This is a genomic window from Pyramidobacter sp. C12-8 (assembly GCF_002007215.1).
Taxonomy (GTDB): domain Bacteria; phylum Synergistota; class Synergistia; order Synergistales; family Dethiosulfovibrionaceae; genus Pyramidobacter.
This window is the reverse complement of sequence record NZ_MUHX01000006.1, coordinates 71,267-92,644: the sequence shown is the minus strand read 5'-3', so window position 1 is coordinate 92,644 and position 21,378 is coordinate 71,267. Positions and strand designations below refer to the sequence as shown.

14 protein-coding genes are annotated in these 21,378 nt (G+C 61.3%); 11 read left to right on the top strand and 3 right to left on the bottom strand.

What is annotated here, in order from left to right; all coding sequences use genetic code 11:
* Nucleotides 1-39: 39 nt before the first annotated feature.
* The 11 genes from pdxA to B0D78_RS03660 all read left to right on the top strand — a co-directional run bounded on the left by pdxA (nt 40) and on the right by B0D78_RS03660 (nt 16,901).
* Complete coding sequence (pdxA, locus tag B0D78_RS03710; protein WP_078015641.1) at nt 40-1,089, top strand: 4-hydroxythreonine-4-phosphate dehydrogenase PdxA; 1,050 nt, start codon at nt 40-42, stop codon at nt 1,087-1,089.
* 206 nt (nt 1,090-1,295) lie between these two features.
* On the top strand, nt 1,296-2,270 hold the full coding sequence (locus B0D78_RS03705) for a 2-keto-3-deoxygluconate permease (RefSeq protein ID WP_078015640.1): 975 nt from the start codon (nt 1,296-1,298) through the stop codon (nt 2,268-2,270).
* A 74-nt stretch (nt 2,271-2,344) separates the two neighbouring features.
* On the top strand, nt 2,345-2,641 hold the full coding sequence (locus B0D78_RS03700) for a UxaA family hydrolase (RefSeq protein WP_078015639.1): 297 nt from the start codon (nt 2,345-2,347) through the stop codon (nt 2,639-2,641).
* A complete protein-coding gene (locus B0D78_RS03695) occupies nt 2,638-3,801 on the top strand; it encodes a UxaA family hydrolase (RefSeq protein WP_078015638.1) in 1,164 nt (387 codons plus the stop codon). The genes B0D78_RS03700 and B0D78_RS03695 overlap by 4 nt, the downstream gene beginning before the upstream one ends.
* 102 nt (nt 3,802-3,903) lie before the next feature.
* Entirely contained in the window at nt 3,904-4,818 is a 915-nt protein-coding gene (locus tag B0D78_RS03690) for a ketopantoate reductase family protein (RefSeq protein ID WP_168169988.1), read from the top strand.
* Nucleotides 4,819-4,989: 171 nt separating this feature from the next.
* Nucleotides 4,990-10,908: a DUF3320 domain-containing protein gene (locus tag B0D78_RS03685; RefSeq protein ID WP_078015636.1), complete on the top strand. Its 5,919-nt coding sequence runs from the start codon at nt 4,990-4,992 to the stop codon at nt 10,906-10,908.
* Between the two features lie 304 nt (nt 10,909-11,212).
* Nucleotides 11,213-13,006 carry an IS1634 family transposase gene (locus B0D78_RS03680; RefSeq protein WP_078015635.1) on the top strand — a complete coding sequence of 598 codons (1,794 nt, stop codon included), beginning with the start codon at nt 11,213-11,215 and terminating at the stop codon, nt 13,004-13,006.
* 289 nt (nt 13,007-13,295) lie between these two features.
* The gene (locus B0D78_RS03675; protein ID WP_240496112.1) at nt 13,296-14,051 is read left to right on the top strand and encodes an ATP-binding cassette domain-containing protein; all 756 of its coding nucleotides are present in this window, start codon (nt 13,296-13,298) and stop codon (nt 14,049-14,051) included.
* Nucleotides 14,048-14,935 carry an ABC transporter permease gene (locus B0D78_RS03670; protein WP_240496111.1) on the top strand — a complete coding sequence of 296 codons (888 nt, stop codon included), beginning with the start codon at nt 14,048-14,050 and terminating at the stop codon, nt 14,933-14,935. The genes B0D78_RS03675 and B0D78_RS03670 overlap by 4 nt, the downstream gene beginning before the upstream one ends.
* Nucleotides 14,936-15,040: 105 nt before the next feature.
* Nucleotides 15,041-16,045: a substrate-binding domain-containing protein gene (locus tag B0D78_RS03665; protein WP_078015633.1), complete on the top strand. Its 1,005-nt coding sequence runs from the start codon at nt 15,041-15,043 to the stop codon at nt 16,043-16,045.
* A gap of 1 nt (nt 16,046) precedes the next feature.
* A complete protein-coding gene (locus B0D78_RS03660) occupies nt 16,047-16,901 on the top strand; it encodes a sugar ABC transporter substrate-binding protein (RefSeq protein WP_078015632.1) in 855 nt (284 codons plus the stop codon).
* Nucleotides 16,902-17,125: 224 nt separating this feature from the next.
* On the opposite strand, the gene B0D78_RS03655 is transcribed toward B0D78_RS03660, so the two are convergent.
* The 3 genes from B0D78_RS03655 to B0D78_RS03645 all read right to left on the bottom strand — a co-directional run bounded on the left by B0D78_RS03655 (nt 17,126) and on the right by B0D78_RS03645 (nt 21,272).
* Nucleotides 17,126-18,580, bottom strand: a complete 1,455-nt coding sequence (locus B0D78_RS03655; RefSeq protein WP_078015631.1) for an amidase family protein — start codon at nt 18,578-18,580, stop codon at nt 17,126-17,128.
* A 117-nt stretch (nt 18,581-18,697) separates the two neighbouring features.
* Nucleotides 18,698-19,879 carry a hypothetical protein gene (locus B0D78_RS03650; protein WP_078015630.1) on the bottom strand — a complete coding sequence of 394 codons (1,182 nt, stop codon included), beginning with the start codon at nt 19,877-19,879 and terminating at the stop codon, nt 18,698-18,700.
* 31 nt (nt 19,880-19,910) lie between these two features.
* A complete protein-coding gene (locus B0D78_RS03645) occupies nt 19,911-21,272 on the bottom strand; it encodes an amidohydrolase family protein (RefSeq protein ID WP_078015629.1) in 1,362 nt (453 codons plus the stop codon).
* Nucleotides 21,273-21,378: the final 106 nt, after the last annotated feature.

Genomic DNA, 21,378 nt, shown 5'->3' with positions numbered 1-21,378 from the left:
CAACCCTTCCGACAGCTTTGAAAAAAATGGAGTGAGATCATGTATAGACCCCTGCTTGGCATTACCATGGGCGATCCCGCCGGCTGCGGCCCGGAAATCGCCGTAAAGGCCCTGGCCGATTCCCGAGTTTACGAGCGGTGCCGCCCTTTGCTTATCGGCGACGTGAAAGTCATGAGCGACGCTCTGAGAATCGCCGGACACCCCGAGGTGAAGATCAACGCCGTCTCGTCGCCGCGCGACGGAAAATACGAGTTTGGAACGATAGACGTTCATGCCTTGGATTTAGTCGATATGGACAGCCTCGTCTACGGCAAGGTCCAGTCTCAGGCGGGCGAAGCCGCTTTTCAGTGCGTGAAAAAAGCCATCGAGCTGGCCATGAGTCGGGATATCGACGCGACCGTGACCAACCCGATCAGCAAGGAAGCGATCAACCTCGCGGGACATCATTATTCGGGACACACGGAGATCTACGCGGAATTCACCCGCACGAGAAAGTACACTATGATGCTGGCTCACGGCGACCTGCGCGTCGTTCATGTCTCCACTCACGTGTCGTTGCGCGAAGCCTGCGAGCGAGTCAAGAGAGAACGCGTCCTCGACGTGATCCGCATCGCGAACAAGGCATGCAAAGACCTTGGCATCGAGAAGCCTCGCGTAGGTGTGGCCGGACTGAACCCTCATGCCGGAGAAAACGGCATGTTTGGGCGCGAGGAGATCGAAGAGATCATCCCCGCGATCGAGTCGGCCCGGGCCGAGGGGATCGACGCTATCGGCCCGGTACCGCCCGACACGGTTTTCTCGAAAGCGCTGGGCGGGTGGTACGACATGGTCGTTTGCATGTATCACGATCAGGGGCATATCCCCCTGAAAGTGGTCGGCTTCGTCTACGACAGGGGAAAGAAGATGTGGAACGCTGTCGCCGGCGTGAACGTCACGCTGGGACTGCCGATCATCCGCGCCTCGGTGGATCACGGCACCGCCTTCGGTCACGCGGGAACGGGCGTCGCCAACGAGCTGAGCCTTGTGAACGCCATTGACTACGCTGTCCGTTTGGCTCAGGCGAAAAGGCGCCGGGAAGAGCCGTCGTAAGCGCGGACGAGGGAAGCGTCAACGCCGTAGGCTGCGAGCGGAAAAAAGTTCCGCGCACGGCGCGGAGATGGGCGACGGCGGCAGATGCCGCGTGTGCCGCATCCTGCGGGATAAGGGGAGCGTGTGGTTTATCGGCGCGGAAACGTTCGAGCGCCGAGCGTGGAAGCGGCTTCGGCATTTCATTTTTCTACCAAGGAGAGAAGAGCATGAAAATTTTGAAAACAGTGCAAAAGATCCCGGGGGGCTTGATGGTCGTTCCTCTGCTGCTGGGCGTCGTCGTCAACTCGGTGTTCCCCAGGTCGATTCAGATCGGCGGCTTTACCACGGCGCTGTTCAAGAGCGGCGCGACGGCCCTGATCGCTCTGTTCTGCCTGTGCAATGCGGCGCAGATCGACGTCAGGCAGGCAGGTAAGCCTTTGGCGAAGGGGATCCTTTTGACGGCTTCCAAATTTTTTATCGGCGCGTTCATCGGGTGGGGCGTAGGCAAATTCGCCGGGCCCGCGGGCGTTTTGGGCCTGACTCCGCTGGCCATCGTCGCCGCCGTCACGAATTCCAACGGCGGATTGTACGCCGCTTTGGCGGGGCAGTACGGAGACTCCACCGACGTTGGCGCTATTTCCATCCTCTCGCTGAACGACGGCCCCTTCTTCACGATGCTGGCCTTCGGGCTGACGGGCTTGGCGAACATCCCCTTCCTGACCTTCGTCGCCGCGTTGGTCCCCATCGTTCTGGGCTTTATCCTGGGCAACCTTGACGAAGATCTCCGCAAGTTTCTGGCCAGCGGTACGACGGTTCTGATCCCTTTCTTCGCTTTTCCGCTCGGTTCAAGTCTCAGCTTTAGCCAGCTGGTCCGCGGCGGTTTGCCGGGCATCGTCCTGGGCGTGATGTGCACCGCCCTGACCGGCATGGCGGGGTATTTCGTTATCCGCGCCATGGGCGAGCGCAAAGCCAGCGGTGCGGCGATCGGCACCACGGCCGGCAACGCCGTCGGCACGCCGGCTGTCCTTGCCGCCGCCGATCCTTCGCTGGGCGCTGTCGAGGCGATCTCCACCGTGCAGGTGGCGGCTGCCATCATCGTGACGGCGATCCTTTGCCCGCTGTTGTGCAACCTGCTGGACCGGCGTTTGCGCAAAAGATACGGGACCGATCCCGACGGCACGATCCGTCAGGAAGATCGGTAAACGTTTTTCCCGGGCAGTCTTGGCATGGGAAAGAACGCGCAGCGCATCTCTGGAAGAAAGGCGGGAAAACATTCATGAACGCAGTCATTCACGTGAATCCTCGGGACAATCTGGTGACGTGCCTGCGCCCGGTGGCAAAGGGCGAACGAATCGAATTTGAGGGCACAACCTACGTGGCCGCGGCCGACATTCCGCAGTTTCACAAGATGGCGGTAGCCGAGATCAAGAAGGGCGAACATTGCTACAAATATGGCGAGATCATCGGCACCGCGCTGACAGATCTGCATCCGGGCGATTACGTGCACGTGCATAATCTGGAAAGCACCCGCGGCCGCGGCGACAGAAACGCCGAAGGGAGGAATGAACGATGAAGCTGATGGGATACAGGCGCGCACAAGGACCGCACGGTATTCGCAATTATCTGCTGGTGCTGCCGACCTCGGTCTGCGCGGCGGATACGGCGGAGAAGATCGCCTGCCAGGTTCCCGGCGCCGTCAGCGTCCCCACCCAACATGGCTGCTGTCAGATCGGCAGCGATCTGGCCCTGACCGAACGCGCTCTGGCGGGCTTTGGCATGAACGCCAACGTCGGGGCGGTTCTTGTGGTGGGGCTGGGCTGCGATGGCATTCAGGCGCGCCATCTGGCCGGCATGATCGAGCCGATGGGCAAACCCGTACAGTCCATCGTCATTCAGGAAGAAGGCGGTACGCTGAAGACCATCGCCGAAGGTGGACGCATCGCGGCCGATATGGCGCGGGCCATTTCCGCGGACGTTCGCGAGGAGTTCGACATCGGCGAGATCATCTTGGGCATGGAGTGCGGAGGCAGCGATCCCACAAGCGGGCTCGCCTCCAACCCCGCTATCGGTTATGTCTCCGACAAGCTGGTGGACATGGGCGGCAGCTCGATCCTCAGCGAGACCACCGAGGTTATCGGGGCCGAACATCTGCTGGCCGCGCGTTTCGCCGACGAAGAAGAGCGGCGCAAGTTCCTGCGTATGGTCAAGGATGTGGAAGACCGCGCCATCATGTTGGGGCAAGATCTTCGCAGCGGCCAGCCTACCCCGGGAAACAAGGAAGGCGGACTCTCCACCATCGAGGAGAAGTCTTTGGGATGTATGTACAAGGCCGGTACCCGTCCTTTTGCCGGCGCTCTGGAATATGCCGAGCGGATTCCGGAGGGAAAGAGAGGCCTGTATTTCATGGATACGCCGGGGCAGGATATCGATTCCATCACCGGCATGGTTGCCGGCGGCGCGCAGGTCGTCGTTTTCTCCACAGGACGCGGCACGCCCACGGGGAGCCCGATCGCTCCGGTCGTCAAAATCACCGGCAACGCCGAGACGTTCCGCAGCATGCGCGACAACATGGACATCAACGCCGGTCGCATCATCACCGAGGGGGCCTCGCTGCCGCAGATCGGCGAAGAATTGTTCGAGATGATGGTGAAAGTCTGCAACGGCAGGCAAACCAAAGCGGAAGCGCTGGGACACCGGGAGTTTGGCATCTATAAACTGGCGGGCACGTTCTGACGCCGATTTTCAATGGTGAAGCGTCGAACTGACCGAGATTCCGCGCTCCGAAACGCGGCAAAGGCGCCTGGCGCGCCGGTCATGAAGATGGGAGGCTGGAAGATGAAAGTCGGCGTGTTCGGCATCGGCGGCGTCGGCGGTTTTGTGGGCGGCGCGCTGGCGCGCGTCCACGGGGAAACGTATTTTTGTGCTCGCGGCGAAAATCTCGAAACGATCCGCCGCGGCGGATTGAGAGTCGAGTCCGTCCAGCTGGGAAATTTCACGGCGGTTCCGGCGGGGATCTCGGAGCGCGCGGCCGATCTCGGCGTCATGGACGTGTTGGTCGTCGCCTGCAAGGGCTACGAACTGGAGGCTTCCTGCGCGGCCATGCGTCCGATGGTCGGGGCGCGGACGCTGGTGGTCCCGCTGCTCAACGGCGTCGTCGTTTCCGAGCAGATGGAGCCGCTTCTGCCGTCGTGCCTGCTGGCCGACGGCACGATCCGCGTGTTCAGCCATCTGGAAGCTCCCGGCGTGGTGGTTCAGACGGCGGGCCAGTGCAGCGTGGTTCTGGGAATGAAAGACGGTTCGCGCCCGGCCGCGTTCGACGCGGCGGCGGAGCTGCTGAACCGCTCGGGCGTCGAGACGAAAGTGACCGATCGCATCGTGCGCGCCAGCTGGAACAAGTACGTGACCATGGGCAGCAACAGCTGCGTGTTCTGCTGGTACGACGGCCCGGCCGGCAAGGTCCTGGCCGACCCCGATCATGAAAAGGTGATCCGCGCCGTCATCGGCGAGATGACGGCAGTCGCGGCCGCCAAAGGCGTGGATTTGCCGGCGTCGCTGCCCGACAAGCTGGTCGACGCCTTCGAAAAAATGCCGGCCGACACGGTCACGTCGCTGTACCGCGATCTGAGCGCCGGCAAAGATCCCGCCCGCACCGAACTGGATCACATCATCGGCCGCATGGTGCGGCTGGGTCGCGAAACGGGCGTGCCCGTGCCCTACCACGAAGCGGCGTATGAAAAATGGCGCAAGTAAAACAAAAGAGACCGGTTCGCGCCGGTCTCTTTTGTTTTATGGACGCCGGCGGCCGTCGCCGAAAAATTCGGCGGCGGGCGGGTGAATCGCTCGGCGGCGCTTGCCTTTTCGGCACTTTTTGCTTATAAAGAGAGAAAGTTTTTCATCTCATTGACGAACGAGGAGAGAGCCATGGACGAACAAACGGCGGCAATCACACTGGACGTGCAGCTGACGCCCGTCGTCAACTACGCGCAGCAGCAGAACGGCCTGCCCCTTGTGCGCCGCGTCGCCGTGAGCAATGACGGCGAGGCGGATTGGGAAGATCTGGAAGTGCGCCTTTTCGCGGCGGAGGATTTCGTCGAGCCGGCGAGATTCGGCGTCGCGCGGCTTCCGGCCGGCGAGACCGCGGAGATCGGCGACCTCAAACTCACGCTCAGGGCCGAGCGTCTCGCGCAGCTGACGGAGCGCGTCGTCACGACGCTGACGGCGGAAGTATGGCGGGGAGAGCGCCGTCTGGCTTCCGTCGTGAAAGAAGTGACCTTCCTGGCCTTCGACGAGTGGCAGGGAAGCGGCTACTATCCCGAGCTGCTGGCGGCCTTCGTCACGCCCAACCATCCCGAGATCGCCCGACTCATGAAGCGCGCTTCGAAGCTGCTGGAAGAATGGACGGGCAGCCCTTCGTTTGACGCGTATCAGACGCAGAATCCCAACCGCGTGCTCCGGCAGGCGGCCGCTCTGTACGGCGCGATTCAGGAGCTGAACGTCGTCTACGCCGTGCCGCCGTCGAGTTTCGAAGCGACGGGACAGCGCGTGCGCCTCTGCGACGCGGTGACAGGAACGCGGATGGGCACCTGCCTTGACCTGACGCTGCTCTACGCGGCCTGCCTCGAGGCGGCGGGATTGTATCCGCTGCTCCTGCTCAAGAACGATCATATTTTCGCTGGCGTCTGGCTGGAGGAGATGACCTTCCAGGACGCGGTCAAGGACGATCCGTCGCTGGTGAGCAAGCGCATGGCCGACGGCATCGGCGAGATCGCCGTGGTGGAATGCACCGGCGCCGCCGCCGGGAAAGGCCTGACCTTCGACGAAGCCCGCGCCGCCGCCGCGTCGGAAATGGGCGGCGACGATCCCGTGCGTCTCGTCGTCGACGTGCACCGCGCCCGCCTGGCGGGGATCCGCCCGCTGCCGCTGCGCGTGCAGAGCGATCAGGGCTGGCGCGTGGAAGCCGAATCCCGTTCCGCCGCGGAGCTGACCGCCGCGCCGGAAGAGATGGCGGCGCGCGTCCCCGAAAGCGCCGGACAACCGGCGGCACGGCGGCCGCTGGACGCGCGCGGAAAGAAAATCTTGCAGTGGGAACGCAAGCTGCTCGATCTGGGGCTGCGCAACACGCTGCTCAACCTGCGCGCCTCCAGGAATCTGATCCCCGTGCTGGCCGCGTCGCTGCCGCAGCTCGAAGACGCGCTCGCCGACGGACGGCAGTTCACCGTCTCGCCGCGCCCGCAGGAGTGGCGTCTTCCCGAGGGGGCGGCGCGCAGCCTGGAACCGCTGCCGGAGCTGCCGCTTTCCCGGGATCTGCTGCATTCGGAATACCAGAACGGGCGGCTGCGCTCGCTGATGAACGAGACCGAGCTGCAGCGCGCCGTCAAAGAACTGTACCGCGCCGCCAAAGTCTCGCTCGAGGAAAACGGCGCCAACAGCCTGTATTTATCGCTGGGGCTGCTGCGCTGGTACGAGACCGAGCGCAGCGAACGCCCGCGTTACGCGCCGCTGGTCCTGCTGCCGGCGGAGATCGTGCGCAAGGCCGCCAACAAGGGCTACGGCCTGCGTCTGCGCGACGAGGAGCCGGTCATGAACGTGACGCTGCTGGAGATGCTCAAGCAGAATTTCGGCATCGTCATCGACGGCCTCGACCCGCTGCCGGCCGACGGACACGGCGCCGACGTCGTGCGCGTCTTCACCGCCGTGCGCCGCGCCGTGATGCAGCAGAAACGCTGGGACGTGGTCGAGTCGGCCTTCGTGGGCATTTTCTCGTTCTCGCGCTTCGTGATGTGGAACGACATCCGCAACCGCATGGACGATCTCGAAAAGAACAAAGTCGTACGAAGCCTGATGGACGGCAAACTGAGCTGGGAAGCCGCGCCCATGGAGGCGCCGCGGGAGCTTGACGAGGCCGGACTGCTGCTGCCGCTGCCGGTGGACTCGTCGCAGCTTTACGCCATCAAGTCGGCCGTCGCGGGCGAGACCTTCGTGCTGCACGGGCCGCCCGGCACCGGCAAGTCGCAGACCATCACGGGACTGATCGTCAACGCGCTGGCGCAGGGCAAGACCGTGCTCTTCGTCGCCGAGAAGATGGCGGCGCTGTCGGTCGTGCAGAAACGCCTGCGCAAATTGGGGCTCGATCCGTTCTGCCTCGAACTCCATTCCAACAAAGCCCGCAAAAAAGACGTGCTCGAACAGCTGCGCGCCGCGGCCGAAGCCGGACGCGCGCAGAAAACCCCGATCTACGCGCAAAAAGCCGAACAGGCCGCGCGGCTGCGCTCCGAACTGGCGGAGTATCCCCGCCGTCTGCACGAAAAGCGCGCTTCGGGCCTTTCCGTTTACGAGATGATCAACGCCTACGAGCCGCTGGCCGACGCCGACGACGCCGGCATCCGTCTCGAATATTCGCGTACCTCCGCCTGGACGGCGAACGATCTGCAGCGCAACGAGTCGCTGCTTGGCCGCCTTGCCGCCGCGGCGCGCGCGGTCGGCCATCCCTGCGGCCATCCGCTGCGCCTCGTCGGCGAGACGGAATATTCGCAGCGCCTGCGCAGCCAACTGCCGTCGCTGGCCGAAGATTATCGGGCGCGCCTCGATGCGTTGGAAGAATCGGCGCGGTCTTTCGCGGCGCGACTGGGGCGGGACGCGCCGCGTCTGAAAAAGGAATACGAACAACTCCGCGACGTCGCCGCCGAACTGTCGCAGTGGCGGGAATGGCCGCGCCGCTGGGCCGCGGACGGCGACGCCGGAGCGTATCTGCGCGGCGTGCAGGAAATGGCCCGGCACGCTCTTGCGGCGGGAGAATGCGGCGGCGAACTGCTCAAGGCGTATCGCCCCGCCTTCCTCGAACAGGACGGCGAGGCCCTGCGCGGCGAGTGGAACGAAATCCAGCGGAAGTGGCTGCTGCCGCGCCTGCTGGCCGAATCGGGCTTTGTGAAAAAAATTTCGTCCTATGCGTTCCTCAAACGCGGCAAAGAAGATGTGCCCGGAGATCTCGACCGGCTGAACGCCTACCGCGCCGAAATGGCGAGCGCCGCCCGGCTTCGTCGGGAGTACGCCCCCGGCCTCGAATCGCTCGACCGCGGCGGGGACACGGACTGGCGGCGCGTGGCCGATATGGCTCGAAAGGCCGAGCAAAGCGCGCTCCGTCTCGACGGATTGAACGGCGGCGCGGCGCTGCGGCAGCGGCACGCCGCCGATCCCGAATCGCAGCGGGCGGCCGCGGAACTGCTGGCGCTCTGGCGGGAACTGGAAACGTCGCGCGGCGCGCTCGACGAACTGCTGCGCACGGAAGATCCTCCCGACGGCGGCGACTGGCTCGCGGCGCTGAAAGACCTCTGCGCCGCCCTGCTCAACAACGCCGACGCTCTGCGCGACTGGATCCTCTGGAACAGCCTGTGCGAAGAGGCCGAAGACGCCGGACTGGGGCCCGTCGTCTCGGCCTGCCGAAACGGGCTGGAACATGACAAGGCGTTGCCCGCCTACCGCAAAGCCTGCCTGCGCAACCTCATCGAGGACGCCGTCGACGGCGATTCCGTGCTGAACCGCTTTTCCGGCGCGGTTTTCGGTGAAAAAATCGCCCAGATCAAGGGACTGATCGACGAGCTGTCGCGGCTGGCCAGCGCCGAAGCCTGCGCCGTTCTGGCCGCCCGAGTCCCCGACTTCGCGCGCGAAGCCTCGCAGAACTCCGAACTGGGCATCTTGCAGCGCGCCATCCGCTCCGGCGGGCGCAACCTCAGCATCCGACGCCTCTTCGAACAGCTGCCCAACCTGCTGCCGCGCCTGTGCCCCTGCATGCTCATGAGCCCGATCTCGGCCGCCCAGTATCTCGACCCGCGGCGCGAGATGTTCGACCTCGTCGTCTTCGACGAAGCGTCGCAGCTCACCACCAGCAAGGCCGTCGGCGCGCTGGCCCGCGGAAGGAACGCCGTGATCGTCGGCGATCCCAAGCAGATGCCGCCCACCAGTTTTTTCATGACCAATCTCGACGACCGCGAGGAAGACCCCGAAGTGGCCGACCTCACCAGCATCCTCGACGACTGTCTGGCGCTCGGCATGCCGGAAACGCACCTGCTCTGGCACTACCGCAGCCGCCACGAAAGCCTGATCGCCTTCAGCAACAATCGGTTCTACGAGAACAAACTCTGCACGTTCCCGTCGGCAAACGACCGCGTTTCGAAGGTGAGCTTCGTCAAGATCGGCGGCACGTTCGACCGCGGCGGTTCCAGGACCAACCGCGCCGAGGCCGAAGCCGTCGTGGCCGAAGTGATCCGCCGCGCCAAGGACCCGGCGCGGCGCCGCGAAAGCGTCGGCGTCGTCACCTTCAACATCTCGCAGCAGAACCTCGTCGACGACCTGTTCGAAGAGGCCCGCGGCCAAGATCCCGAACTGGAAAAGTGGTATCAGGAGTCCGAAGAGCCGCTGTTCATCAAGAACCTCGAGAACGTGCAGGGCGACGAGCGCGACGTGATCCTGTTCTCGGTCGGCTTTGGCGCCGACCGCGAAGGGCGCGTGAGCATGAACTTCGGCCCCGTCAATCAGGCCGGCGGCTGGCGGCGGCTCAACGTCGCCGTGTCGCGCTCGCGCGCCGAGATGATGGTGTTCTCGTCGCTGGAACCGGAGCAGATCGACCTGACCCGCACTGCCTCGGAAGGCGTGGCGGCGCTGAAGGCGTTCCTCCAATACGCCCGCAGCGGTTATCTGCCGTTGAAAGCTTCCGCCGCTGGAACAGCCGCGCCGCACGAGCCCGACGGCGTCGCCGCCGAGATCTGCGCGCGGCTGAACGAATGCGGCTACGAGACGGCGCGCCAGGTCGGACATTCCAAATTCCGCGTCGACATCGGCGTCGTCGATCCCGATCAGCCCGGCGAATACCTGCTGGGCGTTCTGCTCGACGGCGGCGCGTACCGCGACGCCCGCATGGTGCGCGAGCGCGAGATCTCCCAGATCGGCGTGCTGAAGGGCCTGGGCTGGACGATCGAGCGCCTCTGGACCATGGACTGGTGGGACAACAGGAAGCGCGAGCTCGATCGCCTGCTGCGCCGCATCGAAGCGTGCCGCGCCGCCCGCCGCGAAGAGCGCGAAGCCAAACGCCGCGCCGCGGAGGAAGCCGCGAAGGCCGAAGCCGAAGCGGCCGTGCGCCGCGCCGCTGAAAACGGAGAAGACGCGGCGATCCCCGCAGAATGTGCCGTCGCGGCCGATGGCGGCGGACCGGAGCGCACAGGAAAGGCGGATCCTTCGCCGCAGACAGATGCCGCTGCCGAAAAAACGACGACGGCTCCGCGAACGGCCGGCCGGCCGTACCGCCCCGCGCTGTTGCCCGAGAAAAAACTCACGACGGCCGAATTCGCCGAGCCGCGCAACGAAAAATTATTGCGCGGCCGCGTCGAGGCCATCGTGCGCACCGAAGCCCCTATCTCCGCAAAACTGCTGACACGACGCCTGCTGCAAAGCCTCGGCATGAGCCGCCTCGGGCCGCGCGCGCAGAAGCGCCTCGACGAACTGCTGACGTCGATGAAATTGCAAACGACCGAGCGCGAGGGCGTCGTCTGGTACTGGCACAGCGGGCAGGATCCCGATACATACGCGGGATTCCGCGTCAGCGGCGCCGGCCGCGCCAGGCGCGACGCCGCCGACGTGCCCGCGCAGGAGGCGGCCAACGCCCTTTGCGAAGTGCTGCGCGAACAGATCGCCCTGCCCGAGGAAGACCTGCTGCGCGAAACGGCGAAAAAACTCGGTTCCTCCCGCGCCGGCGCTTCCGCGCGAAACGCCGCGGCCGCCGGACTGGCCCTCGCCGTTTCCCGCGGGCTGACCGCGCCGGACCGCAACGGCTGCTGGACGCTGAAATAAGCGCGCCGGGGAGACGGCACGAAGCAGACGAAAAAAGCTGGAAGAACTCGCGGAACTTCAAGCTGAACAATGCCGAAAGCCTGACGGTCGAACGATCGCCAGGCTTTTTGCGTAAGCGATGTTCCACGTGGAACATCGCCGGCCGCTGAGCGTTTTCTTTTTTCCCGACTTTTAGAAATCGAAGAAGCGCAAAGACTTGCAATAACTCTTTCGGCAGGGAGTTTTTATGACTTTTGAATATACGCTTAAGAATCGCTTAATATGTTATAATACTCCTTGAGGAATCGTCCTCCCGGAGGTCAGCATGAGTTTCCGAATCAAACTGATGAAAAACAAGGGCAGACTTTACGCGGCCATCGTCGAGGAGACTTACAATCCTCTCATCAAACGCAGTTCCGGAAAAACGATCCGCACGTACGGCGACCTGAACAAACGCCGCCTCACAGAGCCGGACATCGACGAAAGAATTCAGGCGGATCTTGCTGAGTTGAGGGCAAACGCAGATCTTGCAGAACGCCTCAAAGCGCAGACGCTTAAGGATCAGGTCGCAACATGTGCACCCAACAATAAACCGGACTGTGCGGGCATTTATAACTACGGCATCGCCCTTTACCGCAGATTATGGGAACGCCTTGGGCTGGACGTCTGGTTCAAACAGTATCGACGCAATCACCGACTCAAGTTCGACTTCGACCTTGCCGCATTCTTCCTCGCCGCACTGCGCATTCTGGCGCCTTGTTCGAAAAAACGGACGCACGAATACCGCGGGAACTTTGTCTTCGATTTCTCTTCCCTCACCCAGGCGGACCTTTACGAAACTCTCGGGCTCCTGAGCGGGAGCAAGGATGTCCTGATACGTAACGTCAACAAGGGGATCGCGGATATCTACGAGCGAACGATGACTGTCGCGCTTTACGACTGCACCACGTTTTACTTCGAGAGTTTTGATTCCGACGAACTTCGCGCGCGCGGGATGTCCAAGGAGAACCGCACGAATGAGGTGCAGGTGGTGATGGGACTGCTCGTTGACGCCGACGGCATCCCTCTTGACTATGAGCTGTTCTGCGGTAACACGTCGGAGATCAAGACCCTGCTGCAGGTCGTCCGGAAGCACAAGGTAAATTCCGGACTGGGGAAAGTCACGGTCGTCGCGGATCGCGGGCTCAACTGCAAGCTCAACTTGCAGCACCTTGCGGAAGAGGGTTTTGATTACATCGTGGCCCAGAGCATCAGTCGGCTGAAAAAGGACGTGAAGGAGCGGGTTCTTTCCGAGGAGAACTGGGAGCACAGCGAACGGTTCCACGAGGACGTGTTCAAGATGAAGCGTCTGGACGCCAGAGCGGATCCCGAACGTGACGCAGGCATCATCGTCACTTGGTCGCTGAAACGGCACCACCATGACCTGGACGTTCTGGAGGAATTGTGGACGAAGGGGAAAGAACTGGTCGCGAAGGGAGCCTCAGCCGTCGAGACATCCATGAAACACGGCTCAAGACAGTTTCTGAAGAGCAAGAAAGGGAAGAAAGGCGAATACGAGGTGAACACCTCTCTCTACGAAAAGCGTAAAAAGCAGGCGGGTTTCTACGTCATCGCCACCTCCAACAAGGACGCCTCCCCGCAGGAGATCTTCGCGAACCTGCGCCGGCTTTGGCGCGTCGAGGAATGTTTTCGAGTACTCAAGAGCAACCTCGATGCCAGGCCGGTTTTCGTCTGGACGCCGGAACACATCCGCGGGCACTTCCTCGTCTGTTACCTTGCGCTGGTTCTGGAACGTCTTTCCTGTCACCTCATCCGCATGAAGGGCATCAGAGACATCTCGCCTCACAAGCTCGTTGAACTCATGCGCCAGCAGAACGTCACCGTCCTGAGCGGCAGAGCCAGGAGCACGCCCATCAGCCTTCGACTGGGACACGACGGCAGCACGCCGGAGAGAAAGAACGCGGACATCGCGTCGGCCGACGCCGTGATGCAGATATTTGGAATCGCACCCGTCAATATGATGGAAGCCTATCCCGATCTCAAGAACAAACTCGCTTGTCGACTGCCTTTTGCTGCACGGGAGGCGACAGGAGGGATTATCCGTAGATCTCGCGGTTGAAAAAAATCGCGCTTACTCTTGATGCTGCTTGAGCTTGGCTTCGATTCCCCTTGGAAAAGTCGGGTAAGCGATGTTCCACGTGGAACATCGCCGGCCGCTGAGCGTTTTCTTTTTTTCGCCGCGTCTTCGTGGCGGGAGACTTGCTTTTCCTCTGTCAGCGAAATTCGGCCTCGCTCCGTTGGCTTTTGCTCGATAAGGATGGATCGCTCGCACTTTTCGTGATAAAAATTATTCGTATCAACGGACACGCGTCATCAAAATTTTTCATATAATTTATGAACGATCACCGATGGAAAGGGAGGCGGCCGCCGTGGAAGACATCGTGCTGCAGGCGACGGGGCTGAAAAAGTCGTTCGGCCACGTGCGGGCGCTGACGGACGGCTCGTTGAAACTGCGCCGCGGCGAGATCATGGCGTTGGTGGGCGACAACGGCGCGGGAAAATCGACGCTGATCAAATGCCTTTCCGGCGTGCTGACGCCCGACGCCGGCGCGATCGAAACCGGCGGCAAACGCTACGGACGCCTGACGGTGCCTCTGGCGCGCGCCCTCGGCGTGGCCGTGGTCTATCAGGATCTGGCGCTGGCCGACCATCTGGACGTAGCCGCCAACATCTGGCTGGGCGCGGAGCCGCTGAAATGGGGATTTTTTCTCGACCGTGCGCGCATGATCGCCGACGCGGAAAAACTGCTGGCGCGGCTGTCCGTCCGCCTCACCGCGCGCGGCGTGCCGGTGGGCGCCCTTTCCGGCGGTCAGCGCCAGGCCGTGGCCGTCGTGCGGGCCATCGCGCAGGGGGGGCGCGTCCTGATCATGGACGAGCCGACCGCCGCCATGGGGCTGCGCGAATCGTCCCATCTGCTGGAGGTCATGTCGCAGCTGCGCGAGCAGGGGCTGACGCTGTTGTGCATCAGTCATAACCTGCCGCAGATTTTGCAGATCGCCGACCGCGTCACGGTGCTCCGCCGCGGCGTGACGATTCGCGAGGAGCCGGCGCGCGGCCTGGATCCTCTGAAGCTGGCTGGGTGGATGTCGGGAGCGCTGTCATGACCTTCATGAAAAGACATCTGCAGCAGTTCGCGCTGGCCGGCGTGATCCTGCTTTTCGGCGCGCTGTTTTGCGCCACGTCGCCCTATTTCTGGGACGCCGACAATCTGCGCAACATCCTCGACCAGAGCACGGTGAACGTCGTCGCCGGTCTGGGCATGACACTGGTCCTCACGTCCGGCGTCACCGATCTGTCGGTCGGTTCCGCCGCGGCGCTGACGGGCGTGCTGACGGCGCTGGCGATGAAGGCGGGAGCGCCCGCGTGGGCGGGCTGCGCGCTGGCGCTGCTGTGCGGCCTCGGCGTCGGCCTGTGGAACTCGCTGATCATCGTGCGCGTGGGCGTCAATCCCTTCATGGGCACGCTGACGTCGATGTCAGTCTTTTCCGGACTGGCGCTGGTGATCACGCAGGCGTCGCCGGTGTACGGCCTGCCGCCGGCATTCACGTGGATCGGCCGCGGGCGGATCGGCGGCATGCCGGCGTCGGTGCTGATTGCCGCGGCGCTGTTCGCGCTGATCTTCATCCTCTATTACGGCACGCGGTGCGGCGTGTACGTCAGCACGCTGGGCGTCAACGCCGAGGCGCTGCGTCGTTGCGGTGTGAACGACCGGCGCTGGCGGACCGGGACGTTCTGCGCGTGCAGTCTCTGCGCCGCCGTGGCGTCGATCCTGATCACGGCGCGGCTGAACTGCGCCGAGCCGCTGGCGGGCGCGGCCATGAACCTCGACGCCATCGCCACGTCGGTGTTGGGAGGAACGGCCCCGCGGGGCGGACGGGCGGCGCTTTTCGGCACGGCGCTGGCGGGCGTGCTGCTGGCGCTCGTCAAAAACGGGCTGACGATGTGGAGCGTCTCTTCGTATTATCAGGAGCTGGCGGTGTGGGCGTGATCATCCTCGTCTCGATCGTGCTTTCCGAGGCGCGCCGCGGCTGATTTTGGACGGTGTTTTACCGGCGTTTGGCGCCGTGATATTTTTTTCGAAGGATGTGCCGTTATGAAAAAGTTTTTCGTTCTGTTCCTGTGTCTGTGCGCTTTCGCCGCGTCTCTGAACGCGGCGGAGAACCCGATGGTGCTGTCTTCCATCGCCAAACTGGAAGAGCAGCTCGCGCCGCTGCCCGAACTGACGGGCAAGGAGCGCGTCGGCGTGCTGGTGACGTCGCTTTCCAACCCCTACTGGGTGACGATGAAGGAACGCTACGGCGAGTGGGCTGAAAAGATGGGCGTCGCCGTCGAGGTGATGGCGCCCGCGACCGACAAGGACCCGCGCGCGCAGCTCGATCTGTTCGAGGCGATGATCGCCCGCCAGTACGACGCCATTATCGTCACGCCGCTGGACGGCATGAATCTGGTACCGGGTGTGCTCAAGGCCAACGAGAAGAAGGTCCCCGTAGTCTGCTCCGGTCCTGCCGTGAGCGCCGAGGGGCTGGCCCAGGCCGGCGCGAAGATGGACGGCTGGATCTCCGCCGCCTTCCTCGAGCAGGGACGCCTCTGCGCCGAAGACATGGCCAAAAAACTGCCGGCCGGTTCTTCCGTGGCGGTGATCGAGGGCAAACCGGGCGCCATGCAGAGCCGCCTGCGCCGCGAGGGCGCGATTGCGGCTTTCGAAGCCGCGGGCATGAAGGTCGTCGCCGTGCAGGCCGGCAACTGGGACCGCAACGAAGCTTACAACATCGCCACGAATATGGTCAAGGCGCATCCCGAATTGAAGGGGCTGTACTGCGCTAACGACGTGATGGCGCTCGCTGCCGTCGACGCGTTCGAAGTGGCCGGAATCAAGGGCGTGATGGTCTACGGCACAGACTTCATCCCGCAGGCAAAAGAAGCGATTGCCGCCGGACGTCTGACGGGCTCGACGACGTTCTCGCAGGCGGCCTGGACGCGCGGCGCGCTGATCTACACGCTGAAGCTGAGCAAGGGGCTGTCCGTGCCGGAACGCCTCGGCATTCCCATCACGCTGGTCACGTCGGAGAACATCAATAATTTCGAAAGCTGGAAATAGCGTGTCCCGCCGCGTCGGCATCCTCTTCGGCGATCAGGACAATCCCTTCTGGCAGGAACAGATTCGTTGGTATCGGATGTTTCTGCCCGAATTTCCCTTCGAAACGCAGATTTTCTTTCCCGATCCGCCGCGCGACGCGAACGCGCAGGCGCGCCTGTGCGCAACTTTGATGGGACGCGGTTTCGACGCGCTGATCGTCAATCCTCTTGACGGCGCGGCGCTGGCAACCGCGGCGGCGGAAGCCGGCGACACGCCGCTGTTCGACGTCGGGCCGAAGAGCGACCCCGTCCTGGCGTCGCGCGTCGCCTGTTATCGGCCCCTGACCGTCTGCGACTTCGAGGAACAGGGACGGCTCTGCGCGCGCGAACTGACGTGCGCCGCAAAAAAACGGCGGCGCTTTGCCTGCGTGTCCGGTCCCGCCGCGGCGCGTCAGAGTGCCGGCCGCGTCGCCGGAGCGCTGGCCGAAGCGCGAGCCGGAGGAGCTGAAGAGGTGCGCGTGGAGCAAAGCGATTTTACCCGCGCCGGCGGACGCGCCGCGATGGAGCGCCTGCTGCCGTGGCAGCCGGACGCCGTGTTCTGCGCCAACGACCTGATGGCGCTCGGCGCCTGTGACGTTTTGGCGCCGCGCGGGCTGGAACTTCCCGTCGGCGGCGTCGATCTGATCCCCGAAGCGCTCCGCGCCGTCGCGGACGGGCGCATGACCGCCAGCGTCGGGCCGCTGGGACGCGAGATCGTCCGCGGCGTGCTGGAAGCGGTGCGGTCATATTTTGAAACTGGATGCATCCCGTCGGGTTTCATTGCCAAAAATCATCTGGTCACGCGGACTTCGTTGTTGCCCGAGCAGCAGACAAGCTGACCGCAAAAGAAAAACGCGGGATACCTCCGTTTCCCGTTGAGAAGTTGTGAGGCGGTATGGCCAGCGTGTCCGAAAGCGCTTTATTCCAAGCGGCAAAAAGAGCGGGCTCCGGCTGATTTTTCAGTCGAAGCCCGCTCTTTTTGTCCATGCGTACTACAGAGTGATTGAAATCCCGTCTGGCCTTTCGATGCGCTTCGTGCGAAGGAGCACATGCGGGAGTCGCTTTACAATGCCGGCGGCTTGCGGAAATGCGAATGCTGTTCGAAGGCATAGGCGATGGCGATGAGCAGAGCTTCGCTCCATGGGCGGCCGATGATCTCCATGCCGACGGGAACGCCGACCGGCGCGTTTTCGTCGGGAGCGAATCCCGCCGGCACGCAGACCGAAGGGAACCCCGTGGACGAGCAGAGCACGCCGTTGCGCTGCCGCTGGCTGGCGCCGCATTTGCAGACCAGCTGCTGCTGGTGGGGGTAGATCATCGCGTCAAGCCGCAGATCGGCCATGATCTTCAGCACGCGAGTGCGGAGCCCGATCTTGTTGTACATCTTTTCAAGGTAACGCGGAGTACCGACTTCGAGTTTCATCGCGTCACGCATGTTGCTTTCCGAGAAAGGGTGGAACAGCCCTTTGTCGAGGATTTCCTTCATGCTGTGAACGGGCCAGTCGGCGGGCAGTTCCCTGAGATAGCTGTCCAGATCGCGGCGAAAATCGTCGAGGTGGACGGACGTCTCGCTGGTCAGCCATGACTGGTCGATGTCGTCCCTGACGGGAACCAGCGTGGCTCCGTTGGCCTCGAATACCTTCATCGCTTCGCTCATGACGGCGTTGGTGGAGCGGTTGACGGCTTCCTTGCCGAAAAGACTTTCCAACACGCCGATACGTTTGCCCGGCAGCGCGTTTTCGTCGAGATACTTGGTGTAGTCTTCCACGACGTGGCCGACGCCCCACGCCGTTTCCGCGTCGTCGGGGTCGTAGCCGGCGATGACGCTGAGGCACCGCGCCGCGTCCTCCACGGTGCGGCAGATCGGTCCGGCCGTGTCCTGCGTCAGCGAGTAAGGCACGATGCCGGCCCGCGAAACCAGGCCGATCGTGGGACGGATGCCTACAAGGCTGTTGGCCGAGGCGGGCGAACGCACCGAGTTGATCGTGTCGGTGCCCAGGCCGACGATGCCGATGTTGGCGGCGATCGTCGCGCCGGTACCGCCGGAAGAGCCGCCGGGCGTGCGTGTCGGATCGTACGGATTGACCGACTGGCCGAGGATGGAGCTGACCGTTTCGCCCCAGATGGCGAACTCGTGCAAGTTGGTCTTGGCGAGGATCAGCGCGCCGCTTTCGCGCAGCCTTTTGGTGACGAGGGCGTCTTTTTGCGGCACCCAGCCCTTCAGCGCGACGCTTCCCGCCGTCGTGGGCATGTCGGTCGTGTTGAAGTTGTCTTTCAGCATCACGGGGATGCCATGAAGCGCTCCGCAAAGCCGGCGTCTTTCTTTTACATACGCGTCGAAGCGGTCGGCTTCTTCCAGCGCCTTGGGATTGACGCAGATGATGGAATTGATCCGCGGCTCCAGCTGTTCAATGCGCTTCAGATAATATTCACACAGCGCGCGGCAGGTCAGCGAATCGTCCAAATAGGCGGCGTGGACTTTGGCGACGGTCGCTTCCATAAAATCGAAAGGTTCCATAATAATCTCTCTCTCTTACGGGGTAAGAAAATATCCCGTTTCTTGGCACAAAGCTGCGCTTCTACATAAACAGAGGCGCAGCTTTGTCTTTAAGAAGCGTCTTATTTGAGTATCTGGCTAAAACCACGGTAAGATTTGCATCGTAACAGCTACAATAATAGTGGTGATTGCCATCGACGTTACATTTGCTACCGTACCTGGCACATAATCGGGTATTTTGTTGGCGAAAAATTCAGCCAGAGGTGCTCCTAGGATTGCTCCTAACACTGCGGAGAAAAGCGCTACAGGTATTGTGGCGCCGAACATCAGAACACAGGCCGGTGCTGTACTTACGACGGGGACGTAGGTGGCATACCAGCCTTTTTTCTTCCACTTGCCGGCATAAAGAAACACACCCACGCTACCCGCAATTATTTCAGACAAGACAATGGCACCGATGCATTTTCCACCGTAGACTGAAAGTCCTGGATTCAGCATTGTATCGAGGAATACGCCGATTAATAGAAGAAATCCAGCCAGATCATTGCCATAAAAGAGAGGTTCCGTAAAGTCGGCCAGAGTACGGCGGATCAACCAAGTTGCGCTCTGCGTATCGTTATGGATCGGGATAGGAACGGTAATTGGTCTGATATCCTTTTTCTTCATCCACGGCAGTGCCTGGCAGGCAGAAGCCGCAATAGTACCTGCTATGGCCATTGCTCCAACGTTGGAAACGACGCCAGGAACGTTCCATGGAGCAAATACTTTACTTAACCAAACAGCAACAGGGGTGCAGATAAGAGCTCCCAATACAGAAGTTGTAAGTAAGCTCACAATGCCAGGACCGTATATAAGGGTTAGAGCTGGAGGAACATTGACGATGGCTATAAAGGTTGGAATCCAGGTGACGTCTTCCTTGAACAACGACATGTAGTTGAATCCAAACATGACGAGCGAAAGCGTCAAAACCTGTGAAGCAAAAACCCATGGCCAAATTCGTGCGTTGCCATAACAGATCTCAAAGCCAGCCAAGGCAGAGCCTCTAAGAGCCGCTCCCCAGGCAATCGCTGCTCCGATGATGATAAGGAGCGATGAACAGAAGCCTGCGAAAAAATTAGCTTCTGTAAAGTTCATGAAGAACCAGTACAGTTCCCCCTTGCCATGGATATTTTTAATAACGGTGTCATAGTCAGGAAGCGTTGTTCCTCCTTGAATTGAGTTCAGCCCATAATAAAGTGCAAAACCGAGCAGGACGACAATGATCAGCCCCAGTGGAGAACCGCATCTCGGCTGATGTTCAACTTGCGGAGCATCAGGCATCTGCACTCCCTCCTTTCCGTTTTCTTTCAGTTCACTTGCCGTATCCCTTGAGGAGGCACATATCGCCTACGCCTGTGTTGCGCAGCATGCCGAACTTAGTCATCCAGCCGCCGGCTCCGTTACCGCGGCGCACGATACGATGTTCAAAGGAAGTGATAGTTCCATTGACGATCGTGTACACGGGAAGTTTGTTTTCTCTGCTAATGACGGTAACGTTCGCTAACGCACCAACGCCAAGATTGCCGATCTTTGTGTTCCACCACGGATTGGCGGTCAATTTGGCAATCTGGTCGGCCGGATTGGCTGTCATGGTTGCAACAGAATCCATAAGGGAAAGGACGCCCATCTCTGCGAGTTCAAGGATAGCTGGCACATCGTCGCGAGTATCGCCGAATCCCTTCATAGAACCATCGCCTTGTCCATCGGAGATCAAAATTTTCACGATACCCTTCTCAAGAGCTTCATAACAGACTTTTTGAGCTTGGGGTTGGATAAGCAAGCCTTCACGATGACCACGTGACGGGCGCATCATGGAAGTGACGAATTCGCCGGAAACATGTTCATTCTCTTTGATGAGGCCGACAATAATGTCCATAGCTTCCTTTCCATCCATATGCGTACCACAGCCGGGGGCGCTGGCGTGCCCGAGATGAAGCGGGCGTCCCTTGGACAACTTGACCATGCGCAGAGTATGTTCAGGATCTTGAGTGTGAGACATGTAGATCATGTGCGCCTGAGAAGTGACTTCAAAGAGCTTGTCGATGTTTTCGTCAGACATAATGAAGTGTCCCATATGATCTTTGATGCCCATGACCAGATTGCCTGTCGTCCCTGAGACGGCATTACGGGTGAACTTACTGTAAACAGTTGCCTCATCGCACTCACCCTTAAAATAACGGATCAAATCTTCCGTAGACATCATGGTTCCAGCGACGTTCGCACCTCCAAGATAGAGCCCAAGGTTCATCGGAAGACCTCTGTCGATCTCAGCACCGAGTAGAGACGGCGACATCGAAGTGTTTCCGGCTCCCGGCGAAAGGCCGATAGCAACGCCATCACAGGCCGCATTAAAGATAGGTGCGGTTGAGACTTCGAACAAGTCTCCAAGGTGGACATGCATATCGATCAAACCAGGAACGACTAACAAGCCTTCGCAGTCAAGTACCATATCCCCTTTTTCGACTGGAATATCTACGTTGATGTTGACAACCTCTCCACCCTCAATGACAATATCACGAATATCTTGGATTCTGTTCTTGGGATCGACCACATAGCCATCTTTGAGCACAAGGCGACCGCTTTTTGGAATATCACCAATCGTATCCTTAATAGCCGAATTGCGCACCGTAGCAAGCTGCTCCGACATAAAGTGGACATTATTGCTATAGTACATAAAAAGTTCCCCCCTACTCTAGAAAGATTGATGTTACATAAAGAGACTACCGATCGCTCGGAAAGAGCCATTTGAAAAGAAACATTTGCGTATTAAATGTATTCAT